Annotated in this window: 17 protein-coding genes; 10 read left to right on the forward strand and 7 right to left on the reverse strand. The window is 61.9% G+C overall.

Annotated elements, in window-relative coordinates; genetic code table 11:
* Positions 1-109 precede the first annotated feature (109 nt).
* A complete protein-coding gene (locus ACK2VC_RS08710; protein WP_486729946.1) occupies positions 110-1,093 on the reverse strand; it encodes a nuclease-related domain-containing protein in 984 nt (327 codons plus the stop codon).
* Positions 1,094-1,434: 341 nt separating this feature from the next.
* Complete coding sequence (locus tag ACK2VC_RS08715; RefSeq protein ID WP_486729947.1) at positions 1,435-1,830, reverse strand: gamma carbonic anhydrase family protein; 396 nt, start codon at positions 1,828-1,830, stop codon at positions 1,435-1,437.
* 62 nt (positions 1,831-1,892) lie between these two features.
* Between ACK2VC_RS08715 and ACK2VC_RS08720 the strand changes: the two genes are divergently transcribed.
* A complete protein-coding gene (locus ACK2VC_RS08720) occupies positions 1,893-3,899 on the forward strand; it encodes an OPT family oligopeptide transporter (protein WP_486729948.1) in 2,007 nt (668 codons plus the stop codon).
* 82 nt (positions 3,900-3,981) lie between these two features.
* Here ACK2VC_RS08720 and ACK2VC_RS08725 read toward each other — a convergent pair whose 3' ends face one another.
* Positions 3,982-4,572 (reverse strand): gamma carbonic anhydrase family protein, encoded by a 591-nt coding sequence (locus tag ACK2VC_RS08725; RefSeq protein WP_486729949.1) that lies wholly within the window; start codon positions 4,570-4,572, stop codon positions 3,982-3,984.
* A gap of 168 nt (positions 4,573-4,740) precedes the next feature.
* On the opposite strand from ACK2VC_RS08725, the gene recC reads away from it, so the two are divergent.
* The 4 genes from recC to ACK2VC_RS08745 all read left to right on the forward strand — a co-directional run bounded on the left by recC (position 4,741) and on the right by ACK2VC_RS08745 (position 15,285).
* The gene (gene recC / locus ACK2VC_RS08730; RefSeq protein ID WP_486729950.1) at positions 4,741-8,079 is read left to right on the forward strand and encodes an exodeoxyribonuclease V subunit gamma; all 3,339 of its coding nucleotides are present in this window, start codon (positions 4,741-4,743) and stop codon (positions 8,077-8,079) included.
* Positions 8,076-11,774: an exodeoxyribonuclease V subunit beta gene (gene recB / locus ACK2VC_RS08735; RefSeq protein ID WP_486729951.1), complete on the forward strand. Its 3,699-nt coding sequence runs from the start codon at positions 8,076-8,078 to the stop codon at positions 11,772-11,774. The genes recC and recB overlap by 4 nt, the downstream gene beginning before the upstream one ends.
* Positions 11,771-13,633, forward strand: coding sequence for an exodeoxyribonuclease V subunit alpha (gene recD / locus ACK2VC_RS08740; protein ID WP_486729952.1), 1,863 nt, complete (start codon positions 11,771-11,773; stop codon positions 13,631-13,633). Before recB ends, recD begins: the two co-directional genes overlap by 4 nt.
* 302 nt (positions 13,634-13,935) lie before the next feature.
* On the forward strand, positions 13,936-15,285 hold the full coding sequence (locus ACK2VC_RS08745; RefSeq protein WP_486729953.1) for a tyrosine-type recombinase/integrase: 1,350 nt from the start codon (positions 13,936-13,938) through the stop codon (positions 15,283-15,285).
* A 114-nt stretch (positions 15,286-15,399) separates the two neighbouring features.
* Here the strand turns inward: ACK2VC_RS08745 and ACK2VC_RS08750 are convergent, their stop codons facing one another.
* A complete protein-coding gene (locus ACK2VC_RS08750; protein WP_486729954.1) occupies positions 15,400-16,395 on the reverse strand; it encodes a hypothetical protein in 996 nt (331 codons plus the stop codon).
* 95 nt (positions 16,396-16,490) lie between these two features.
* On the opposite strand from ACK2VC_RS08750, the gene ACK2VC_RS08755 reads away from it, so the two are divergent.
* The 5 genes from ACK2VC_RS08755 to ACK2VC_RS08775 all read left to right on the forward strand — a co-directional run bounded on the left by ACK2VC_RS08755 (position 16,491) and on the right by ACK2VC_RS08775 (position 20,726).
* Entirely contained in the window at positions 16,491-16,799 is a 309-nt protein-coding gene (locus tag ACK2VC_RS08755; RefSeq protein WP_486729955.1) for a helix-turn-helix transcriptional regulator, read from the forward strand.
* The gene (locus tag ACK2VC_RS08760) at positions 16,796-17,188 is read left to right on the forward strand and encodes a hypothetical protein (RefSeq protein WP_486729956.1); all 393 of its coding nucleotides are present in this window, start codon (positions 16,796-16,798) and stop codon (positions 17,186-17,188) included. The genes ACK2VC_RS08755 and ACK2VC_RS08760 overlap by 4 nt, the downstream gene beginning before the upstream one ends.
* On the forward strand, positions 17,185-17,586 hold the full coding sequence (locus ACK2VC_RS08765; protein WP_486729957.1) for a DUF3987 domain-containing protein: 402 nt from the start codon (positions 17,185-17,187) through the stop codon (positions 17,584-17,586). The genes ACK2VC_RS08760 and ACK2VC_RS08765 overlap by 4 nt, the downstream gene beginning before the upstream one ends.
* Positions 17,579-18,619: a YfjI family protein gene (locus ACK2VC_RS08770; protein WP_486729958.1), complete on the forward strand. Its 1,041-nt coding sequence runs from the start codon at positions 17,579-17,581 to the stop codon at positions 18,617-18,619. The genes ACK2VC_RS08765 and ACK2VC_RS08770 overlap by 8 nt, the downstream gene beginning before the upstream one ends.
* 1,021 nt (positions 18,620-19,640) lie before the next feature.
* Positions 19,641-20,726 carry a hypothetical protein gene (locus ACK2VC_RS08775; protein WP_486729959.1) on the forward strand — a complete coding sequence of 362 codons (1,086 nt, stop codon included), beginning with the start codon at positions 19,641-19,643 and terminating at the stop codon, positions 20,724-20,726.
* A 128-nt stretch (positions 20,727-20,854) separates the two neighbouring features.
* On the opposite strand, the gene ACK2VC_RS08780 is transcribed toward ACK2VC_RS08775, so the two are convergent.
* From ACK2VC_RS08780 to ACK2VC_RS08790, 3 genes are read right to left on the reverse strand one after another with little or no spacing between them, the layout of a single operon-like run.
* Positions 20,855-21,838, reverse strand: a complete 984-nt coding sequence (locus tag ACK2VC_RS08780) for a DnaJ domain-containing protein (RefSeq protein WP_486729961.1) — start codon at positions 21,836-21,838, stop codon at positions 20,855-20,857.
* A gap of 55 nt (positions 21,839-21,893) precedes the next feature.
* Positions 21,894-22,157 carry a hypothetical protein gene (locus ACK2VC_RS08785; RefSeq protein ID WP_486729962.1) on the reverse strand — a complete coding sequence of 88 codons (264 nt, stop codon included), beginning with the start codon at positions 22,155-22,157 and terminating at the stop codon, positions 21,894-21,896.
* Positions 22,158-22,172: 15 nt separating this feature from the next.
* The gene (locus tag ACK2VC_RS08790; RefSeq protein ID WP_486729963.1) at positions 22,173-22,403 is read right to left on the reverse strand and encodes a hypothetical protein; all 231 of its coding nucleotides are present in this window, start codon (positions 22,401-22,403) and stop codon (positions 22,173-22,175) included.
* Between the last annotated feature and the right edge of the window lie 74 nt (positions 22,404-22,477).

Genomic DNA, 22,477 nt, shown 5'->3' on the forward strand with positions numbered 1-22,477 from the left:
TGGCACGAGGCGGATGGCAAGGCACTCAACCCGTTACGCCAACCGGCGATTCCATTGTCTAGTTGCCGCTAACGAAAACCGTCGTCAATCCCCAATTGTTCTGCGCCGTCTAAAAAAGCGCCTGATGCTCCCGACAATACGCCAAGCCGCCAAATCTCTTTGAATTGTTCCAGCAAAATTTACCTTCGGGATACGTAATTTTGGTTCCACAGTGGGCGCAAATCAGGCGCTTCGCGGGATTTTCCGAGACGGGGGAAGTGGCATTGGCTGGTCGCTCGCTGGGGCGAACGGATTTGAGAGGCGATACGCCGGCGCTGGAAACCGGTGAAGGAGCGGTGGCAACCGACGCCGCTGCCTGACTGCGTTCCCTAGGCTGGATGAAATCTGGCAGTGCCAACAAATCCGCAGGCCGGTGCTGGCGGATCAGCTTCTCCCCCCATTCCTTGATCGTGTCGAGGCTACGCATGTTAAGCATGCTTTTTAAAACCGTACCGGCCCCGAGCCGGTCCACAAAACGTTGGTGCCAGGTTGGAAACTGGTCTGACTTGATGATATTGCCAGTATCGAAAGCTTTCGCGGGTGGGCGCGCAATGATCGCCTTAGGATGCAGCATCACCACATGATAAAAATGGGGTTGCTTCTGGGTACGTCCCACGATCCCCAGCGTTTCAAGCAGCTTGCACAGCACCCGCTCATGACGCAGACTTTGCTCGATTGGCGAGGGGATGCCAAAGCGCATGTCCCCATACTCGACAGTGAACTCACCCTGCTCATTGATTATCAGGTTGCCAGCATAATTCTTGGTTTCAAGCAGGTAGATACCGAGCATGCGGTTCATAACCAGATGATCAATCTGGGCTATTTCACCGTCCACGACAAACCGGAGATCATGTAATACGACGTGGTTTTCTCCATCCTGGAAATAACCGTCGAGATAGTGGGCGGATTGCTTCTCGCCTTGAATGCCTTTCTTCAGGCGCATCAACTCATCGCGCAGCCATTTTTTTTGATCCTGGTCCAGCAAGTGCGACCGTTGCAAATCTTCCAGCAAAGCCAGCCGCTTGGATTTGTCGTCCGCTGATTTCAACAACATGTCGGCCCCCGCTAATTATTTTTGTTACTTAGTGAATTCTCTCACCATTTGAATTCTTCGATAACCAAGGACGGACCACGGCCGTTATCCCAAAAAACGAGCAGCCGCCAATCGAACAAAAATAGCAATGACGGGAAGCAGACAACGGTTTTCAGCCATCCGAAAAACAAGTAGCTGCCAACCGCAAGGTCGCGTTCCTCATCCCCGGGATTCGATCCGCTCCAACTCCCCCGTCAGCCGCGCGATTTCGGCCGCAATCTGCGCCGGCAGCTCGGCATCGCTCCAGGCGCGGTAGTGGTCGCGCGCATAGGCCAGCGCGTTGCGGTGGTACAGGTACGCGTTCAGCCGATTGGTAACGTCTTGATCCGCATGACCTTGCCAGGCACGCCCATCACGATCGAATTCGGCGGGATGACGGTGCCTTCCTTCAGGAAGGTGTGGCCGGCGACGATGCTGTTGGCGCCGATCACGCAGCCGTCCATGATGGTCGAGTTGATGCCGATCAGGCAGTCGTCGCCGATGGTGGTGCCGTGAATCGTGCAGTGGTGGGTGATCGAGCAGTGGCTGCCGATATGGGTCAGGCTGGCGCCGCCGATGTGCAGCATGCTGAAATCCTGGATGTTGGTATAGGCGCCGATCCTGATTTCGGCCAGCTCGGCGCGCGCCTGAGCAAGTCCTGAAGGACTACCGGCCGGCCAGGTCGGATAGAATCCGTACCCGCAGAAATTTTTTGACAATTCGCCAACGGGCGCATTGGTCCGGAAAAACGGCTACCACCGGCCTCACGGTCTTAACAACTATGAAAACAAATATTCCTGTGCGTGAATTCACTTTGCGTGGCGTCATTTTGGGCGCGCTCATTACCCTGGTTTTCACGGCGGCCAACGTGTATCTCGGCCTCAAGGTCGGCCTGACGTTTGCCTCCGCCATTCCGGCGGCCGTGATTTCGATGGCGCTGCTGTACCGCTTCAAGGACTCCAATATTCTGGAAAACAACCTGGTGCAGACCCAGGCCTCGGCGGCGGGCACGCTGTCGTCGGTGATTTTTGTGCTGCCCGCGCTGCTGATGGTGGGCTTGTGGACGGGCTTTCCGTTCTGGCAGACGGCGCTGATCTGCGCCGCCGGCGGCACCCTGGGCGTGCTCTACACCGTGCCTCTGCGCCGCGTGATGGTGGTGCAGTCCAATCTGCCCTACCCCGAGGGCGTGGCTGCCGCCGAAGTGCTGCGCGTGGGCGAGGAGCAGCGCCATCGGGATGAGCGCGCGCAAGATGGGCAAGCCGGGCATTCGGGTCTGCGCGACCTCGGCTGGGGCACGGGCCTAGCCGCCCTGTTCGCCTTTCTGAGCGGCAGCCTGCGTTTGCTGGGCGATGCGGTCAACCTCTGGGTGCCGGCGGGCAATATGGTGTTTCGGATTGCGGCCGGCTTTTCGCCCGCGCTGCTGGCCGCCGGCTACCTGATGGGGGCTGCCGCCGGCATGGCCGTGCTGCTGGGCCTGGTGCTGTGCTGGGGCGTGGTCGTGCCCTGGCTGACGGCCGCTGCGACGCCGGCAGCCGGGCAGGCCATGAGCGAGCTGGCGACCCAGTTGTGGGGCAGCAAGGCGCGCTTCCTGGGCGCCGGCGTGATCGGCATTTCGGCGCTCTGGACCGTGCTGACGCTGGCCGGCCCCATCCTCCAGGCCATTCGTAAGCAACCGGCGCGTCCGGCGGCAAATGCGGGCGTGGCGCTGGACGAAACCGACCGCGACATGCCGCGCAGCTGGATGCTGCTGATCGGCTTCGCGGCGCTGGCCGTGCTGTTCCTGGTCGTCAATTATTTCGTGCAGCAGCACGTGCCAACTCTCACGAGCGGCGCCCGCTACGGCCTGACGGCCTTGTGCGTGCTGTTCGCCGCGGTGTTCGGTTTTCTGGTCGCGGCGGCCTGCGGCTACATGGCCGGCCTGGTGGGCTCGTCCGCCAGCCCGATTTCGGGCATCGGCATCATCGCCACCATCCTCATGGCGATCTCGCTATTGGCGCTGCACTCGATGGTGCCGGCGTTTGCCGACGGCATGTCGGGCCAGCTCGGCGTGGCGCTGGTGCTGTTCATGGTCTCGGTGATTCTGGCCATGGCGTCGATCTCCAACGACAACCTGCAAGACCTGAAGACCGGTTACCTGATCGGCGCCACGCCCTGGCGCCAGCAGGTGGTGCTGATTATCGGCTGCCTGGCGGGCGCGCTCGTGATTCCGCCGGTGCTGGATCTGCTCTACAACGCCTATGGTTTCGCCGGCTCCCTGCCGCGCGCCGGCATGGACCCCAACCAGGCGCTGGCCGCCCCGCAGGCCACGCTGATGCAGCAGATCGCCAGCGGCATCTTCAGCGGTTCGCTGGACTGGAGCATGCTGGGGCTGGGCGTGCTGGTGGGCGTGGCGGTCATCGTCGCCGACCTGCTGCTGCGCAAAGGCGGCAAGGGCGCGCTGCCGCCGCTGGCGGTGGGCCTGGGCATCTATCTGCCGCCCACGATCGGCATGACGCTGACCATCGGCGCCGTGCTGGGTTACTTTATCCAGCGCGCCATCAAGGCTTACGGCGAGCGCGCCGGCAAGGCATGGGTGGCGGCCGCCGAAGAGCGCGGCTTGCTGCTTGCGTCCGGCCTGATCGTCGGCGAGAGCCTGATGGGACTGGTGATCGCGGCGCTGATCGGCTTCAGCGGCAAGGACGCCCCGCTGGCCATCGTCGGCCCGGATTTTGCGCCGGCCGTGTGGCTGGGCCTGCTGTATTTCGCGGGCCTGTGCGCTTTCTTCTACCGGCGCGTGGTACAGCGCTGAAATCCGGAGTTTTTTGAAGCGGCCGGGCGCCGTTTCCGGCTCCAATTGGATGGCGGCCCGCTGGTCGCCGGCTCGTCCCCGCTCACGGCTGGTGCTCGATCCGCTCCAGTTCCGCGGTCAACCGCGCAATTTCCGCCCCGATCTGCGCCGGCAGGTCGGCATCGCTCCAGACCCGGTAGTGGCCTTGCGCGTAGGCCAGCGCGTTGCGGTGGTACAGATACGCGTTCAGCCGGTTGGCGACGTAATTATTCTTGATCCGCGTGACCTTACCGGGTGCGCCCATCACGATCGAGTTCGGCGGGATGATCGTGCCTTCCTTCAGGAAAGTGTGGCCAGCGACAATGCTGTTGGCGCCGATCACGCAGCCGTCCATGATAGTCGAGTTGATGCCGATCAGGCAGTTGTCGCCGATGGTGGCGCCGTGGATCGTGCAGTGGTGGGTGATCGAGCAGTGGCTACCGATATGGGTCGGGCTGGCGCTGCCGATGTGCAGCATGACGAAATCCTGGATGTTGCTGTAGGGACCGATGGTGATTTCGGCCAGCTCGGCGCGCGCCACCACGTTGATCCAGATCGAGGCGCCTTCGGCCACCGAGATTTTTCCATACAGGTTGGCGCTGTCGTGCACGTAGGCGACATCGCGCAACACCACTTCCGGTCCGATCATGCCCATGCTTTGCTCCCGCTGTTGAAAATGAATCAAACGGTCGATAGGCGACGCAATTTGCCGCGGCGATCCGTATACTCTGCCTGATACTGTACTTGAATCGGACTGGCACGTGCCGGCGGATCGGTGTCATCATCCCCGCATTCGCCACCGGCCACCTTCCTGCAACGGCACATGCTCCACATCCGCTTTTCCAACCGCTTCGAGATCTTGCTGGAAGCGCTGCTCGTGCGCTCGCTGGCCGATGCGCCGGGGCCGTTCGCCGCAGTCGAGATCCTGGTGCCGGGGGCGGCGCTGCGGCGCCAAATCGAGCTGGCGATGGCAGACCGCTTCGGGATTTGCGCCAACGTGCGCTTTGCGTTCCTGGCGCAGTGGCTGTGGACGCAGATCGGCCGGCTGGTCGAGGTCGGCGCGCAGTCGCCGTTCGATCCGCAACCGCTGGCCTGGCGCATCTACGAACTGCTGGGGCAGCCGGCGCTGGCGGCCGCGCATCCGCGACTGGCCGGCTACCTGGCCCAGGCCGACCCGGTGATGCGGCTGGAACTGGCGCAGCGCACGGCGGCACTGTTCGAGCAATACCTGACCTACCGGCCGGACTGGCTGGAGCACTGGCTGCGCGGCGAGGCGGTCGAGCTGGCCGGCGCCAGCGCTGCCCAGCAACAGGATCAGCGCTGGCAGATGGACCTGTGGCGCCGCATCGCGGACGGCCTCGGCATCCGCCGGCAGCATCCGGCGCTGGCGTTTTTCGAGCGGCTGGCGGCGCTGGACGCGGCCGCGCTGCAGGCCGCCGGCCTGCCGCCGCGCCTGCACGTGTTCTGCCCGCCGGCGATCCCGCCGCTGTACCTCGACATGCTGCGCCGGCTCGGGCAGAAGATCGAGGTCGAACTGTACGTGCTCAACCCGTGCCGCGAATACTGGTTCGAGATCGTCGACCAGCGCCGCCTGTCCTACCTCGCCAGCCGCCAGCAAGACCTGTATCACGAGGTCGGCAACCGCCTGCTGGCGGCCTGGGGCAAGCAGAGCCAGGCCTTCCTCGAGCTGCTGCTGGACGACGCCGGCCAGGCCGCCGTCGAGCACAGCCGCTTCGAGGCGCCGGCCGCAAGCACGCTGCTGGGCCAGTTGCAGGCGGCGGTGCTCGACCTGCGCGAGCTGGAGCCGGGCAGCGTCGCGCTGGCGCCGCACGACCGCAGCATCGAAGTCCACGTCTGCCACACGCTGACGCGCGAGCTCGAGGTGCTGCACGACCAGTTGCTGGCGCTGTTCGCCGGCCCCAATCCGCCGCGCGCCTCCGAAATCCTGGTGGTGACGCCGGACCTGGAACAGGCGGCGCCGCTGATCGATGCGGTGTTCGGCAGCGTGCCGGCAGCGCGCCGCATTCCCTACACTATCACCGGCCGCCCCGGCAGCAGCGTCAATCCGGTGGCGCAAGCGCTGCTCGACCTGCTGGCGCTGGCGGCCTCGCGCTACCCGGCCGGCGCCGTGTTCGCCCTGCTGCAGCAGCCGCTGGTCGGGCAGCGCTTCGGCATCGGCGCCGACCAGCTCGACACCATCCGCGACTGGCTGGTCGAAGCCGGCATCCGCTGGGGCATCGACGCCGAGCATCGCGCCCAGTTCGGCCTGCCGCCGAGCGCGCGCCACAGCTTCCGCGACGGCCTGCACCGGCTGTTTCTGGGCTACGCGCTGCCGGCGGCGATCGCGCTGCCGTTCAATGACCGGATCGCCGCCGGCCAGCCGGAAGGCAGCGCCGCCGCCGCGCTCGGCAGCTTCGCCCAGTTCTTCGCCCAGCTCGAGCGCGTGCAGCGGCAACTGGCGCAGCCGCTGACGCCGGATGCCTGGCGCGATGCGCTGCTGGCCATGCTGGACACCTTCGTCGACGCCGGCGCCGAGCAGGTCGACGAGCGGCGCGAGGTCGAGCGTGGCATCGCACGGCTGGCGGCCGAGATGGACGGCGGCGGCGTCAGCGAAGCGGTGCCGGCCAGCGTGGTGCGCGGGGCGCTGCAGGCGCTGCTGGACCAGCCGACCCTGGGCGGCACGCCGAGCGGCAGCGTGACCTTCGCCGCCATCGCCAGCCTGCGCAACCTGCCGTACCGCGTGATCTGCCTGGTCGGCATGGACGACGGCGCCTTCCCGCTGCCGAATCGGCCGCTCGAATTCGACTTGATGCCGCTGGCGGCGCGGCGCGGCGACCGCCAGCGCCGCAGCGAGGAGCGCAACCTGTTTCTCGACCTGCTGCTGGCGGCGCGCGAGCGCTTTTACCTGAGCTATACCGGCAACAGCGTGCGCGACAACGCCAGCCTGCCGCCCTCGGTGCTGGTGTCCGATTTGCTCGATGTGCTGGTGCCGGCGATCGCCGCCGATCCGCACGACAGCGCCAGCCTGCGCGCGGCGCGCGCGCGGCTGGTGCTGGAACACCCGCTGCAGCCGTTTGCCGCGAGCTACTTCAGCGGCGCCGATGCGCGCCTGGCCAGCTTCAACGACGAATACTGCCGCGCGCTGCAGCGGCGGCTGGCGGCCGACGCCGAAGCGCCGGCGGCGGCCGGCACGGATCAGCTGGCCGAGGAAGCCGACGAGGGCGACGAGGAGACGCCGCGCGAGCCGCTGCCGCGCTTCTTCGCCGCCCCGCTGCCGACGCCGGGGCCGGAATGGCGCACGGTGTCGCTCGAACAATTGCTGCAGTTTTTCCGCAACCCGAGCCGCTACCTGCTGCGCCAGCGGCTCGGCATCGCGATGGCCGACACGGTGCTGGAGCTGGACGACGACGAGCCGCTGCTGCCGGAGTTCGCCGCCCGCGGCGCGCTGGCCGCGCGGCTGCTGCCGCATCTGCTGAACGATGTGCCAGAGGCCGAGATCCGCGCGCTGGCGGCGGCCGGGCTCGAATATCCGCCAGGGCCGTTGGGCGAATTGGCGCTGGAGGCGGAATTGCGGACGCTGACGCAGTTCGCCGCCCAGGTGCGGGAACAGATCGCGGCACCCTGCCTGCCGCCACTTAGCGCCACCTTCGAATTCGAGCTCGACGGCGAGCGCTGGCGGCTGCAGGGCGCGCTGGGCGACGTCCGTGCCGGCGGCCTGGTGCGCTACCGCTACGACGACGCCCGCGCCGCCGACTACCTGAGCGGCTGGCTCGACCACCTGTTCCTGAACGCCGCCGGCGGCGACGGCGCCACGCTGGCGACGCACTGGATCGCGCGCGACGGCCCGTTTTGCTTCGCGCCATATCCGGCCGCGCGCGACTGCCTGCGCCAGCTGCTGGCGCTGTACCGCCAGGGCCTGTCGCGGCCGCTGCCGTTCTTTCCCAAGTCATCCTGGGAGTATGTAGATAAAGACATGAACATACGGGCGGCAGGGGCCGCATGGCACAGCAGTATGCATCGGCCATACGGCGAAGACCGGCACCAGGCGTATCAATTGGCGTTGCGCGGCGAGGCCGATCCGCTCGGGTCCGAGTTCGAGCAGATCGCGCAGCAGGTGTATGCACCGCTGCTGCATTCCCTGACCGATCGAGGACAGCCATGACCACCCCGACCGAACTCGACGTCTTTTCCTGCGCGCTGGACGGCGCGACGCTGATCGAAGCCTCGGCCGGCACCGGCAAGACCTGGAACATCTGCGGCCTGTATCTGCGCCTGCTGCTGGAGCGCGAACTGGGCGTGCAGCAGATCCTGGTGGTGACGTTTACCAACGCCGCCACCGCCGAGCTGCGCGAGCGCATCCGCGCGCGCATCGCCGAAACCCTGGCCTTTTTGCACGGCAGCGGCGCGCCGGCCGGCGACCCGTTCGTGCCGGCGCTGGTGGCGAGCGTGGCCGAGCGCCACGGCCAGGCGCGCGAACGCATGGCGCAGCTGCTTGATCTGGCGCTGCAGGCGTTCGACGAGGCGGCGATTTTCACGATCCACGGCTTTTGCCAGCGCGCGCTGGCCGATACGCCGTTCGCCGCCGGCATGCCGTTCGCCAACGAGCTGGTGCCAGATGACAGCGCGCAGCTGCTGGAAGCGGTGTACGACTTTTGGCGGCGCCACATCGGCAGCGCCGAACTACCGACTGATCTGGCGGCTACCCTGCTGCAATACAAGGACACGCCGCAGGGTTTCGCGCGCCTGCTGAAACGCCATCTGGCCAAGCCGAAGGCGCAAACGCTGTGGCCGGCGCCGGCGGCCGACGGCGCGGTTGAGCAGATGATCGACAGCATGCGGCAACTGTTTGCCGACGCCAGGCAGGTCTGGAGCGCCGAATCGGCCGCCATCCGCGCCCTGCTGGCCGCCGCCCAGCCCGACCTGAAAACCAGCCACGGCGCCGAAAAAATCGGCGCCGCGCTGGCCGAGTGCGAGGCGTTTTTCCGCAACGAGCAAGCGCCGCCGCTGGCGCCCAGCCTGCGCGGCGTGCAGATGAAGCTGCTGCGCCAGGGCGCGCTGGCGGCGGCGGTCAAGCAAGGCAAAAGCGCGCCGAGCCATGCGTTTTTCACCCAGCTCGACTCACTTTTGGACGAACTGCCGGCGCTGCAACAGCGCCTGGCGGCGGCGCGGGACGGCGCCCGCCTGCAACTGCTGCGGCGCCTGCTGGAAGAAGCAGGGCCGGAGCTGCGCCGCAAGAAGCGCGAGCAGCGCATCACCGGCTACGACGACATGCTGTTCAACGTCTACGACGCACTGACCGGCGGCCACACGCCCTGGCTGGCGCAGACGCTGCGCGCGCGCTACCCGGCGGCGCTGATCGACGAGTTCCAGGATACCGACCCGCTGCAGTTCGCGATCTTCGACGCCGTCTATGGCGGCAGCGACGCGCCGCTGTTCCTGGTGGGCGATCCGAAACAGGCGATCTACAGCTTCCGCAATGCCGATCTGCACACCTATCTGCAGGCCAAGGATAAAACCAGCGCCGCCCACACCCTGTCCGGCAACCAGCGCTCGTCGCACGGGCTGATCGAGGGCCTGAACGCGCTGTTCGGCGCCAACCCGGCGGCCTTCATGCTGCCCGGACTCGATTACCAGCGCGTGCAGTTCGGCCACAAGCCGCGCAAGGCTTTCATCGACCACTCCGAGCCGCGCGCCGACCTGCAGCTGTGGCTGCTGCCGGCCGACGACGGCGCGGCGATCGAGCGCGGTGCCGCCCGGCGCGCCGCGATCGCCGCCACCGCGGCGGAAATCGCGCGCCTGATCGGCGCCGCCAACCGGGGCCAGATCACGCTCGACGGCCGGCCGCTGCGCCCGGGCGACATCGCGGTGCTGGTGCGCAGCCACGGCCAGGGCAGCGAGGTGCGCGCGGCGCTGGCGGCGCTCGATATCGGCAGCGTCGAACTGTCGCAGGCCAGCGTGTTTGAAAGCAGCGACGCCGCCGACCTCGAAGCGGTGCTGTGCGCGGTGCTGGAGCCGACCCGCAGCGGCCTGCTGCTGGCGGCGCTGGCGACGCCGCTGCTGGGACGCGACGCCGCCGCGATCGCCGCCATCAGCGCCGACGAACGGCAACTGATGGCGCAGCTCGACCGTTTCAACAGTTACCGTGAACTGTGGCTGGGGCGCGGCGTCGGCTTCATGCTGCGCCAGCTCTTGGCCGACGACCAGGTCAGCGCCCGCATGCTGTGCCGGCCGGACGGCGAGCGGCGCCTGACCAACCTGCTGCATCTGCTTGAGCTGCTGCACCGGGCCGCGCAGCAGCAGCCGTCGCCGGACGCGCTGCTGCGCTGGCTGCAGGCGCAGCGGCGCGCCGAGGGCGGCGACGAAGCGAGCCAGCTGCGGCTCGAATCGGACCAGAACCTGGTGCAGATCGTGACCATCCACAAGTCGAAGGGGCTGGAATACCCGGTCGTGTTCTGCCCGCTGCTATGGAGCGCGGCGGCCAACAGCGGCGGCCTCGAGGGGCTCGAATATCACGCCGCCGACGGCCGCAGCGTGATCGACTTTCGCACCGACGACGCCGCGATCGATGCCGCCAGGCGCGCGATCAAGCTCGAGCAGTCGGCCGAAACCCTGCGCCTGATCTACGTCGCGCTGACCCGCGCCGCGCAGCGCTGCTACCTGGTGGCCGGCAATTATGCACGGCGCACCGGCAAGAGCCTGTCGCTCAAGGAAGGCACCCACAACCTGCTGAACTGGCTGGTGGCCGGCGCCGGCCGCACGCCGGAGCAGTGGTTCGCCGACGAGCTGGCGCCGGGCGACATCAACCACCAATGGCAGGCGCTGGCCGCCGGCAACGCGCCGCACATCGGGCTGGCGCCGCTGCCGAGCGCGGCCGGGATCCCGGTCCGCTTCGAGCGACCGGCGGCCGACGCGCTGGCCGCATTGCCGCCGCCAGCGCCGATCCACGCCGGCTGGCGCAGCGGCAGCTTCAGCCTGCTGAGCCACGGCGCCGCCAGCGAGCGCGCCGCCAGCGACCACGATGCGCGGATTGCCACGGCGGCACCCGTCGCCCGCGCCGCGCCGCTGCCGATCGGCGGCGACGACATCCTGCAGTTCCCGCGCGGCCCGGCCGCCGGCGACTGCCTGCACGCGGTGTTCGAAGCGATTGACTTCAGCCGGCCGGAGGGCTGGGAGGCGGCGATCGCCCAGGCCCTGGCGGCGCATCCGCAGCCGGCGCCGGATGGCGGCAGCAAGGGCGAGCCCGACCGCGCGCGCTGGCAAGCGGCGCAGGCGGCGATGATCCGGCACATGCTGGACGATGTGCTGGCGACGCCGCTGGCCGACGGCATCCGGCTGCAGGCGATTCCCCTGACCCGGCGCCTGACCGAACTCGAATTCCGGCTGCCGGCGCCGCACATTTCCGCCGGCGCGCTCAACCGCGCGCTGCGCGAGGCCGGCTACGAGGTGCCGGAACTGGCCTTCCGCGACCTGGCCGGCTACCTGAACGGCTTCATCGACCTGGTGTTCGAGCACCAGGGCCGCTATTACCTCCTCGACTGGAAATCCAACCACCTCGGCCACGCGCCGGACGACTACGGCCCGGCCGCGCTGGCGGCGGCGATGGCGCAACACGGCTACCACCTGCAATACCTGCTGTACGCGGTGGCGCTGCAGCGCTACCTGCGGCAGCGCCTGCCCGACTACGAGCACGCGCGCCATTTCGGCGGCGTGCTGTACCTGTTCGTGCGCGGCGTGCGGCCGGCCTGGACGCTGGCCGATGGCACGCCGGCCGGGGTGTTCTTTCACTGCCCGAACGCGCAGCAGCTGGCCGCGATCGAGCAGGTAGTCGCACCGCATACGCGCCCGGAGGCCGCATGAATCCGTCCCAATTGCCCGATGGCGCCGCGCTGCTGGCGACCGGTTTTGCCGAACACGTGCTGGCCTGGGCCGGCGAACGCGCGCAGCAGGCCGGCACCGCGGCCGATCCGCGCACGTTGCAACTGGTGCGGCGCGCCGCCGCGCTGGCCAGCGCCGCCACCAGCGACGGCCACGTCTGCGCGCTGCTCGACGAAGCTTTCAGCGAAGCCGGCGATCCGCCGCCGGCCGAACTGCGGCAACTGCTGCTGGCTTCGGGCGTGGTCGGCACGCCCGATGCGCCCGACGCCTTGCCGCTGATCCTGGACCAGGCCGGGCGCCTGTACCTGCACCGCTATTTCGACTATGAAAACCGGCTGGCGCGGCGCCTGCTCGGCCAGCGGCCGTCGCTGCCGCCGGTGAGCGAGGCCGCGCGCCGGCTGCTGCGCGAGCTGTTCGCCGCCAACCGGGCCCAGCTCGGCGGCCGCCCCGACTGGCAGCAGATCGCGGCGGCGCTGGCGCTGCGCCAGCCGTTCACGGTCATCAGCGGCGGCCCCGGCACCGGCAAGACCACCACCGTGGTCAACCTGCTGGCCTGCCTGCTGGCGCAAGACCCGGGCTGCCGCATCGCGCTGGCGGCGCCGACCGGCAAGGCGGCGGCGCGCATGCTGGAGGCGATCCGCGCCCGCGCCGCGCATCTGCCGCCGGCGATAAGCGCGCTGCTGCCGCCCGAGTCGTACACCGTGCATCGCCTGCTGAGTGCGACACCGACGCCGGGGGTGTTCCGCCACCATGCCGGCAACCCGCTGGCGGTCGATGCACTGATCGTGGACGAAGCCTCGATGCTGGATCTGGCGCTGGCGGTCAAGCTGTTCGAGGCGGCGCCGCCCACGGCGCGCATCGTGCTGCTGGGCGACAAGGACCAGTTGGCGGCGGTTGAATCGGGCGCGGTGTTTGCCGAGCTGTGCGCCGACCCGACGCTGTCCGGCGGCTGCATCGTCGAACTGGCGGCGCTGAGCGACACCCCGGCCGAACGCATCCAGCCGCCGGCGCCGGTCAAGCACACCCGCCTGCACGACAGCGTGATCTGGTTTACGGAGAATTTCCGCTTTCGCCGCGATTCCGGCATCGGCCGGCTGGCGGCCGGTATCGGCGCCGGCGATCCGGCCGGCACCATCGACTGGCTGCGGGCGGAGGATGGCAGCGAAGTGCGCTGGAGCGACGATGGCGGCGCCGAACCGGCGCCGGAAGCAATCGACGCCATGCTGGCCGGCTACGCCGGCTATGTCGCGGCGGTGCACGGCGCAACCACTGCCAGTGCCGGTGCGGACATCGGCGCGATCTTCGATGCCTTCGGCCGCTTCCGGGTGCTGTGCGCGCTGCGCAACGGCGCGCGCGGCGTCGAACAGGTGAATGCGCTACTGTCGGCCCGCCTGCGCCCGCTGCTCGGCGCCGCCGCCGGCGCCACCTGGTACGCCGGCCGGCCGGTGATCATCCTGCGCAACGACTATTCAGTGCGCCTGTTCAACGGCGACATCGGCATCGCCTTGCGCGACGCCAGCGGCGAATTGCTGGTGTATTTTCCGGATGCCGAAGGCGGCATTCGCAGCATCGCCCCGGGCCGCCTGCCGCTGCACGAAACCGCATTCGCGATGACGATCCACAAATCGCAAGGTTCGGAATTCGAACGCGTGCTGCTGCTGTTGCCCGAACAGCCGAACCGCGTCATCACCCGCGAACTGCTGTACACCGGCGTCACCCGCGCCCGGCATCAGGCGCACCTGGTCGGGCCGGGCAAGGTGATCGAACATGCGATCCGCACGCCGACCAAACGGCATTCGGGCTTGCTGGAGAGAATGGGCGAAATCGCCGCGGAATCCTGAAGAGAGGGGAGGATTGTCGTTCTTGATGAGCCTCCTGCCGGCGCATGCTCGGCTTGCAGGCGCATTCGATCAAGATACCGGAAAGTGGCGCGGCTGGCTGGGATCGAACCAGCGACCCTTGGCTTCGGAGGCCTAAAAAAACAACGTTTATTGGCGTTGATCCACTTCGTAAAAGTTGGCACATTCTTTATAAATCAATTACTTAATCCATATCTAAGATTTTCTTGTGTTGATCGCAGTGGACTGATACTCTCCAAAAAGGAGTACATAACGGGTACACGGATTTTACGGGATAGGCTCATATGGCGAAGGTCAGGTTTACAGTGGGACGCGTGCGGGATTTTCGGTGTGATTCTGACCAACGCCCTTCCTTCTTGTGGGATGCAACTGTACCCGGACTCGGATTACGCGTCACCCCGAAGGGCAGCAAGTCCTATATCTTTCAGGCCAAGCTGCGCGGCAATGTCATTCGCCTCACGATCGGTGATCCTGCCGTCTGGGATATTTCAGCGGCTCAGACAGAAGCTACGCGCCTTCGCATGATTATTGACAACGGGCAGGATCCCCGCCAGATTAAGGCAGACGGCCTAGCTGCCGAGCAGGCGGCGCGCGAGGCACGACAGGCCGCTCAAGCCGCCACGGAAGCCGAGCAAGCACTTAAGGTGCAGCAGGAAATAATCGAGAATAGAAAGCACGCTCTTCTCGGACGCAGTGCCTGGAATGATTATTTGACCGCTCGACGCGGCAAATGGGGCAAGCAACACTACACTGACCATGTTATCGCCGCAAATGAAGGGGGCACCCCGGCAAAGATCGGCGACCGGAAGACCAAGGCAGGGCCGCTTGCCGTTTTACTTGACCGGCCGCTGCATACAGTTACAGCTCCGGTAGTATGTGAATGGCTTGCTGCGGAATGCGAGGTGCGGCCCACATCCGCGCATAACGCATACCGAAAATTCAGGACATTCATCCAATGGTGCACCCGGCAACAGCAATATCAGGATGCTGTCCATGCAGATTGCTGCGTAACTGAGGAAGTAAGGGACATTGTGCCCGCCAACAGAACGAAGGAAGGCGACTGCCTGCAACGTGAACAGCTGCCAGCATGGTGTAGTGCCGTACGGAATTTGTCCAACCCTGTGATCAGCGCCTATCTGCAGGGATTGCTCATTACCGGCGCACGACGGGAAGAATTAGCGCAGCTGCGATGGACTGATGTGGATTTCCAGTGGCGCAGCCTGACTATTCGCGACAAGGTAGAAGGGGTGCGTACGATTCCGCTTTCCCCCTATCTTTCAACGCTGCTAAAAGCGCTCCCCCACCGAAATGAATGGGTATTCAGCAGTCCATCTGCCGCCAACGGGCGACTGACGGAGCCACGGATCGCGCATACGAAAGCGCTGGCCGAGGCGGGACTACCGCATGTGTCGTTGCATGGCTTGCGCCGCTCATTCGGTACGTTGTGCGAATGGATCGAGGTCCCAAGTGGCGTCTCTGCCCAAATCATGGGACACAAACCGAGCGCTTTGGCCGAAAAGCATTACCGTCGCCGGCCGCTTGATCTGCTGCGAATGTGGCACGACAAAATAGAGGTCTGGATGCTTCAGCAGGGGGGCATTGAATTTCAGGTTGACCGCGTTGCCAACCTATAGATCTGCATTCGGACGGTGGGTGGTCTCGCCTATGACTCATCGTCCACTAAGCAATAGGGTAAGAAATGCTACATCGGGCGCTGCAATTTGCTGACTAGGGCAACTTCCTTCTAGCTATGAATTAAATGTTAACTTTCTGATCATGGCTCTTGCTGTGTAGTAGTTCTTCCTGATGGTATCAATTCCAACCGCTCGAATGTTTTTCGGGTAGATCGCAAGCGTATCGACAAAGGCTTCGCTCATCGCGGATTTCCTTTTCTCCTGCCGATACTTCTGCGCGATGTCCCAGCAATGCAGCCCCGTCAAGACACTGATGAACCCGTCAAGCCGGTTAACTTTGTGTTCGTCGACACGCCCGTACATCTCATCTTCCAGAAAATCCTGGATCAATGCGTCCGAGATGTGATCGACAGGATAGGTAGGACGTAAGGACTGCCTCCGAACGGCGAACTGATAAAGGAACTCCCGGATCTGCCGCTTCAAATCGGGCAAGGAAAATTCCATTTCCGTGTCCAGCAGAAGACCGAAGCTTTCAACGAACCTTTCCCCCTTTCGATACTCGCCTGCGACGTACTGCAGTCCCGGATGGAGATGAATCGGCTGTCGAACTCCTCGAACGAACATGCTCAATTCGATGTCTTCCGAGGATTTATAGTCCCTAGAATCCTGCAGACACCACGCGACGGCATCCAGCAGGCGCAACACGTCGTTTCCGTTTAGAAGATCGCAGATTCGAAAATATCGGGTGGCGGGAACATTCAATTGGTCGACTTCTGTTTTGAACGTCTCCTTAGCATGGGCCAGGCCGCGATGAATCATGTCAAGAAACTCGCGGCTGGGGTAGACCCAGCCGTGTCTGCGCGTCAGGGGAAAACCAACCTGAATCGTATCCCATGCGAAATCCATCAGGAATTCTGAGTCGATTTCGGCATCGCTCGCTCCCAGGGCGATCCAGTCCTGTCTGATTTTCTGGTCTATTTTTGAAAGCTTCTCGAGCTCATGTGGATTCGCGCCCCTTGCCGCGCGGATCGCATATTCCAAGGGGAGGGCCTGATTGATGACACTCTTGAGATGTACATACAGTGTGTTGTCAAGTTTGCGCTCAGTCATTTGTTACGCCCACGGGGCTCCCAAGAGTACATTTATTAACGGCGATCAATTCCTTAGGATGTGGAGTCTTTCATCCACAACCAAAGGAGCACAACATGTCTATTAACCAGCATTCCTTAACACCGAACAGCGATCGCCTGCGCGTTCATGGCAGCCAATCCCAATACCCGCAATGTACCCACAAAGCCCATGGTGCACATCATTCGGTCGTCGGCCACGGCAATAACTACCGCCTGACGACGGAACTACTGGCTTCGCGGCTGGGCATGAGCGCCCAATCGATCCGGAAACGATACTCGCAAACGGGCAGTTATTTTAAGTTGCGGCCGATCAAGTTACCGAATCGCCGTCTGCTGTGGCCCGCGGATTCTGTCGAGCAGCTGCTGAATGGAGGTATGCAATGAACATGCCTCCAAATCTGGCGCGTTCCGGCCGTGAAAAGGCCACCGGGACCAGCGAAGAACTCCTCCGCGCACTTGACGCGCTGCAGCCCGGCGAACGGCAACAGAAAAACACCCTTTTTGCAAAGGCGTACCCAGGCATTTTGCGCGCATTGGGCCGCAATGTATCGCAAAAAAAGATCCTGGCGGAACTGGATCGACTTGGTCTGAAACTGCATCCAGCACGCTTCAAGGTAATGCTGACAGCGGAGGCCCAGGCACTAGCCGAGTGCGGCGACCATGTGCGCTGCGATCGTTGCGGATCGCTTTTGGACATGACGACACCATGCCTGCCCAATGACCGGTACCCACGGGGTGAAGCGGCTAACGCCGTCGAGCAGGAGGCTGCATGAATACGATCAATTCCAGCCCATACCCGCTGAATGCCTTTCATCTGATCGCGAAGAACGCCGCAGAGGAAGTCTACCGACATGTGCAGGCGCCGGATGCGTTGGTCGGCATGTCATTTTTGACCACACTGTCGGTATCGTGCCAGGGGTTAATCGATGTCCGCCTGCCCACCGGGCAGGTGCGCCCAGTTTCGCTCAATCTCCTGATGGTCGCCGAATCGGGCGAACGTAAGAGCGCAATCGACAGCCTCGTTTCAGCGCCGATCTATGCCTACGACGAATTGCGTGCAAAAAAGTACGAAACCGATATTGCTAAATACAACGTCGAATTACGCTTCTGGAAAGCGATTGATTCCGGCATTCGCCGGAAGATTACACAAAAGCGGGGAGCAGATGAATAACTTGTACCGGGAATTGTCTGAACACGCGGCGAAAGAACCCTCGAAACCCAGACTGCGCCGCATCATGCGCCATAACGCGACAGCACGGGCCATTATGGATGCGCTGCAGGGCGATGGCGAGGCAATCGCCTTCATGGACGACGAGGGTCAAGTCATTATCAAGGGCGGCGCAATGAGCCAGGTCGGCATGCGCAACAAAGAATGGGATGGCCCACGACTACTGGCATTCGATCGTGCAAATTCAGAAAGCATCATCGCCCGTAATCCGCGGGTAACGGTGGCGTTCATGGTGCAGCAGGCCGTGCTTCAAGAGTATTCCGCGCGTCATGGAGACGTGACGCGCGGATCTGGCCACTGGGCACGGTATATTTTCGGATGGCCTGCCTCGACACAAGGTATGCGTTATATGGCGCATGCCGATCCCGAGTGGAAACACCTGCCGGTCTTTCATGCGCGTGTAACTGAACTCCTCGAGGAGTACGGCCGCAGTATCGAGACAGGAAAGGTTGAGCGGACAGTCCTGGAATTTTCCGACGAAGCGAAGGCGCGATGGATCGACATGGTGAACAAAACAGAGTCGATGCTCTCACCATGGGGATATCTGCATGACATCAAGGACTTCGCCTCGAAGGCAATGGAAATTGTTGCACGCGTTGCTGCACTGTTTCACTGGTTTTCCAGGCAAGAGGGCAAGATCTCGATCGATACCCTTGAGCGTGCTTTAGCGATCGTGGAGTGGCATTTACATGAATTCAAGCGAATCTTTTCGCCCCAGTCCGTCGCTCCTCCCGCCCAGATGGATGCGCAGGCCCTGGAGCATTATCTTTTTAAAAATTACTGGTGCAGACAGTATCCGGTCGCCCCGAAAAATGCAGTGCTTCGTAGCGGTCCGTTGCGTCCGGTTCGACGACTTGACGCCGCACTGGATTACCTTCAGGCGCTGAACCGAATATGGATCGGTGTCGGTAAGAAAGGGGAGCGGTACATTAATCTTCAATCGCACTACTTTTCCGGACTAAATATTTCCATGTAGTACATGTTGTTAAACGTACTGTTCCGTGCAAGAAGCATGAGGAGCATCGCTCTTCATGCTTCTTTATGCCGTAGTGCACGGAAGCTTCAGGTACGAGCAAGTTGATATCTGGAAGCTTTGTGCTGGATGCGCCTGCTGATCTGGAATTTGGTAGCCAAGCCTATTCAGGCTCGCTTACTGATTCCGAGATTTACTCATACAGCTTCGGATATCCCCATTTTTTTGGTATAAAAATTCCAAGGGCAAGGCTCATTGGGTTACCTCCTGATACCTCCCGCCATTCAGAAAATTATCGCCACCGCAATACATTCCGGGGCGATTCGTGCGATTCGTCGCATGAATCGCGTCCCCTCCCGGTGGTAGCACAAGATGAATTGCGCGGATAGCCATTCGGCCGGAAAGAAAAAATGGGGAGAGCTTGCCGGGGTCTGCTCCTAGTTTCAGTTTGCACACTTAAAAACGACATCGTTACGGACCTCCATTGCCGTGAAATTTCGTATCACGTCTTTTGTATCTTTTTTGCTCCTATATGACACGTTATGATTTTGTGCCGGAATTCGCACAGCAGCTTAGCCATCGCTTCCCTGACTCTCACGTGGAGGATTGGTGCTGCACAGTTATTTTTTACGCAGGCGTAAATAGGTATGTAGAGTGAAATAAGAAATGAGCGCTTCACGATGAAGATTCGGTGCTACATGCATGCGCCACGCACATATCGCGAAACACGGATTTATGGTTCTTATGTAATGGGCATGCTAATCGCTTAATAGTTAACTAAAACACGGATGTTGTTGATGGTTCTATGGAAAGGTACAGATGATTGATGACTCATGAAGATGTCAGCCGATAGTGAAGATGACTCAGGCGCTTTATCAAGAGACTCAGGAATTCTGTTGGCTGAAGGATGCAATACAACTGAATCAAAAATAGCAAATAGCCTCTGATATCCAGGATAAAAATCAGAACAGCGAGAATAATTAATCATCCTGTTCGCAGTGATGAATTAAGAAGGATTGGAAACATGGAAAACCATCTCGGAGAACTGAAATCGCTCTTCAGACAGGCTGATTTCGATCTGAACACGGAAGAGCAGGAGATTAATGGCAGTAGCACGATTACCTTGCATCAAGACTATGGCACTGTGTCCTATCGACTGTATGAAATCGAGAAGATGGTACGTAAAATAGAAGCAACGGAGGATTCCGGATTCGTAATCGGGTGGGGTTATCCGCGTAAGAGTGCGATACAGCCGCTGGCATTGGCGAGGACCTATTACGCAATGGTGAGGGCGTGCCTGAATGATTACTCGTGCAGTCCCGTGTACACCTTGCATGTGGATGCGTTTTACGCGGCCTGCGAAGCACTCGGCATGTTGCATGACTCATTCCTGCCTGGTGAGCCATGGGAGGTCGATGGGGTCTCTGGACGGCTCCATGCTGATCTCTTTAACGAACTAATTATCAGGATACGAGCAACGTGTCGCTCGTCGGAATTCAGGGCTCGCCTTCGCTATCGCAAAGAGAATGCGAAGGACAATGAGATGCAGGGGATCGCGCTGGAAGCACAGATGTATGAATGGAAGTCGCGACACCTGATCCTGAGGCTAAACCTCGGCTATCAGGAGCAGTATCGCAAGTCCATTACACTTGATGAGATTCAGCGACATCGTGAGCGCTTCTTCGGCAACCGTCGCATGAACACCCTGCTCAGGGGTATTACCGGTTTTATCTGGAAACTCGAGCAAGGTGAAAATTCAGGACTGCACCTGCACGTACTGCTCTTCTACGCCGCAAGTTCACAGGCTGACGTGTACATCGCGCAGCAGATAGGGGAATATTGGCAGAACATGATCACGAAGGGCAAGGGATCCTACTGGAACAGCAATTCCGAAAAAATGAAGCATCTTTGGTACGGACACGGAATCGGCACCGGGATGATCGATCGTACCGACACGGCCAAGCGTGAGGCTTTGCGTAAGAACATTTGCTACCTCGCCAAGTCTGACCAATACCTGATGATGAAGCAAGGAAACCAGATACGGACGTTCGCCACAAGTCGGGTGCCGAATAAGATAAAGTCAGGACGACCTCGCGTAGACTTCGCATGAAGAACAGAGGTGGCCCCGTTTGATTGGACACGAATTTTTCATGTCTGTCATCTTCCTGGTTGACCGAATTCCTGGAATTTTCGCTGGTACGACTGGTACGGGGCAGCTCAGGTCGACCAACACGGGTTTCAGTAGAACTGCTTGTAAATGTCCAACCGCAGCTCTCGCTGGGAATGAGCGGAACCTTGTTGAGCAGCTTTGGTGAACCATTGAAAGGCAAGTTGCAGGTTCTTGTGGAGGTAATGTACGCCAAGGTTATGCTGTGCAACCATATGCCCGTTTTCTGCTGCCAGTGTTAGCCAACGCAGCGCTTCCTCCGGTTGCCCATGATAGCTATTACTCAGGATGAATTGCGATTTGACGTGGCCACGCAATGCCATCTTCGTATGCCAATCGAAGCGATCAGCGAAGAATTGATTCAGTGCCCATACCAGCATTTGCACGGCGGGGGTGCTGACAAGCGAAAAAATTTTGCATACCTGGTCATATCGTTTGACGGTGGAGCCTTCCACGGAAAATGTGCCATTCCAGCCATAGGTATAGCTATAGTCATTGGAGCTGACGAACATCCCCTTGAAGCTGATGACTTCGTCTGTAATGAGCAGGCCGTCGGCCCCGCCTTCGAATACCGTATCGTCCACTAAAAGGTAGGCTTGACCGGGTGGTTTGGTCGCGTAATAACTTCGGCACGCTAGCGCATTGCTCAGTTTTCGACGTGGAATATTGGGCGCAAAGTGGAACCGCTTTGCGTCCGCCTGATCCAGCGGTAACGCCATCAGGTAGTCGAGAATAAAGGGGATATTCCCGATGGCGTCTTCATTGGTCTCTGCCCTGCCGGACTGATTCTGACCCGATGCATGATGCGGGTCGCGGTAGGCAGATTTGCGCCCTTGATCGTAGCGTGACCGGGCGTCAGGATGGCCGAGGGCAGTGTAGGCTTCGTTGACCTCCTGCATCTTTTCGGTTGCCCAAAGGAGGGTGTCGGCGTCGGCATTCGCGTACTTGTCAGGGTGATACTGCGTTCGCCGCCCTTTGAACGCCAGGTCGATCTCTGCCGGCTTGGCCGTGGGCCGGACACCGAGAATTTCATAATAGTCTTTTGACGTGGACACGTAGGGTTTCCATCTTTGCCGATGTCGTTCAATGGCGAGGTGATAAACGGCGCCCTCAGTTTCTTGCGCTGCAAGCTTGTGCGTGGGGGATGGTCTCCCGCAACAACAGATGGGGTTGTTGTGCCAGTGCGAAGAGATCGTCGATTGAATGGCGTGCTTCGAGTTTTTCAACCACGCAGGAGCAGATTCTCTTCTGCTGGCGCCCCCCATTCAGCCCTACGCAACCGTCCATGAATTGAGATTCGAACTGGGATTTTTTGCTGGAACAGCCCGTGAGGGCGATTCCGAGCGCTATCCACATCAAGAGTGGGTTCTTCATGTTTTCAAAAGGAATTTATTTTCGGGGATTGCGCACGAAGACGAGGACGCCGATGACAACGACCAGGATGACGAGGGCGCTAATGGCTGTGCCGAGCTCAGGGAAAATCATGACTGGCCACAGCAAGCCACGTCCGATGTTGTACATGAAGCCACGATAACTATTTGGGCCAAACAGCCAGCCATACAAAGCGAAGAGCAACCAGGCGACGAGGTAGGCATTGATGATTTTTTGTTTGACGGACACGATGATCTCCCATTGAAATGTCGGGGGTTGATAAGAATGAAAACAGCACTTTGTATGGAGAAAGTGCTGAGCAT

The organism is Herbaspirillum sp. WTB6 (assembly GCF_057457785.1).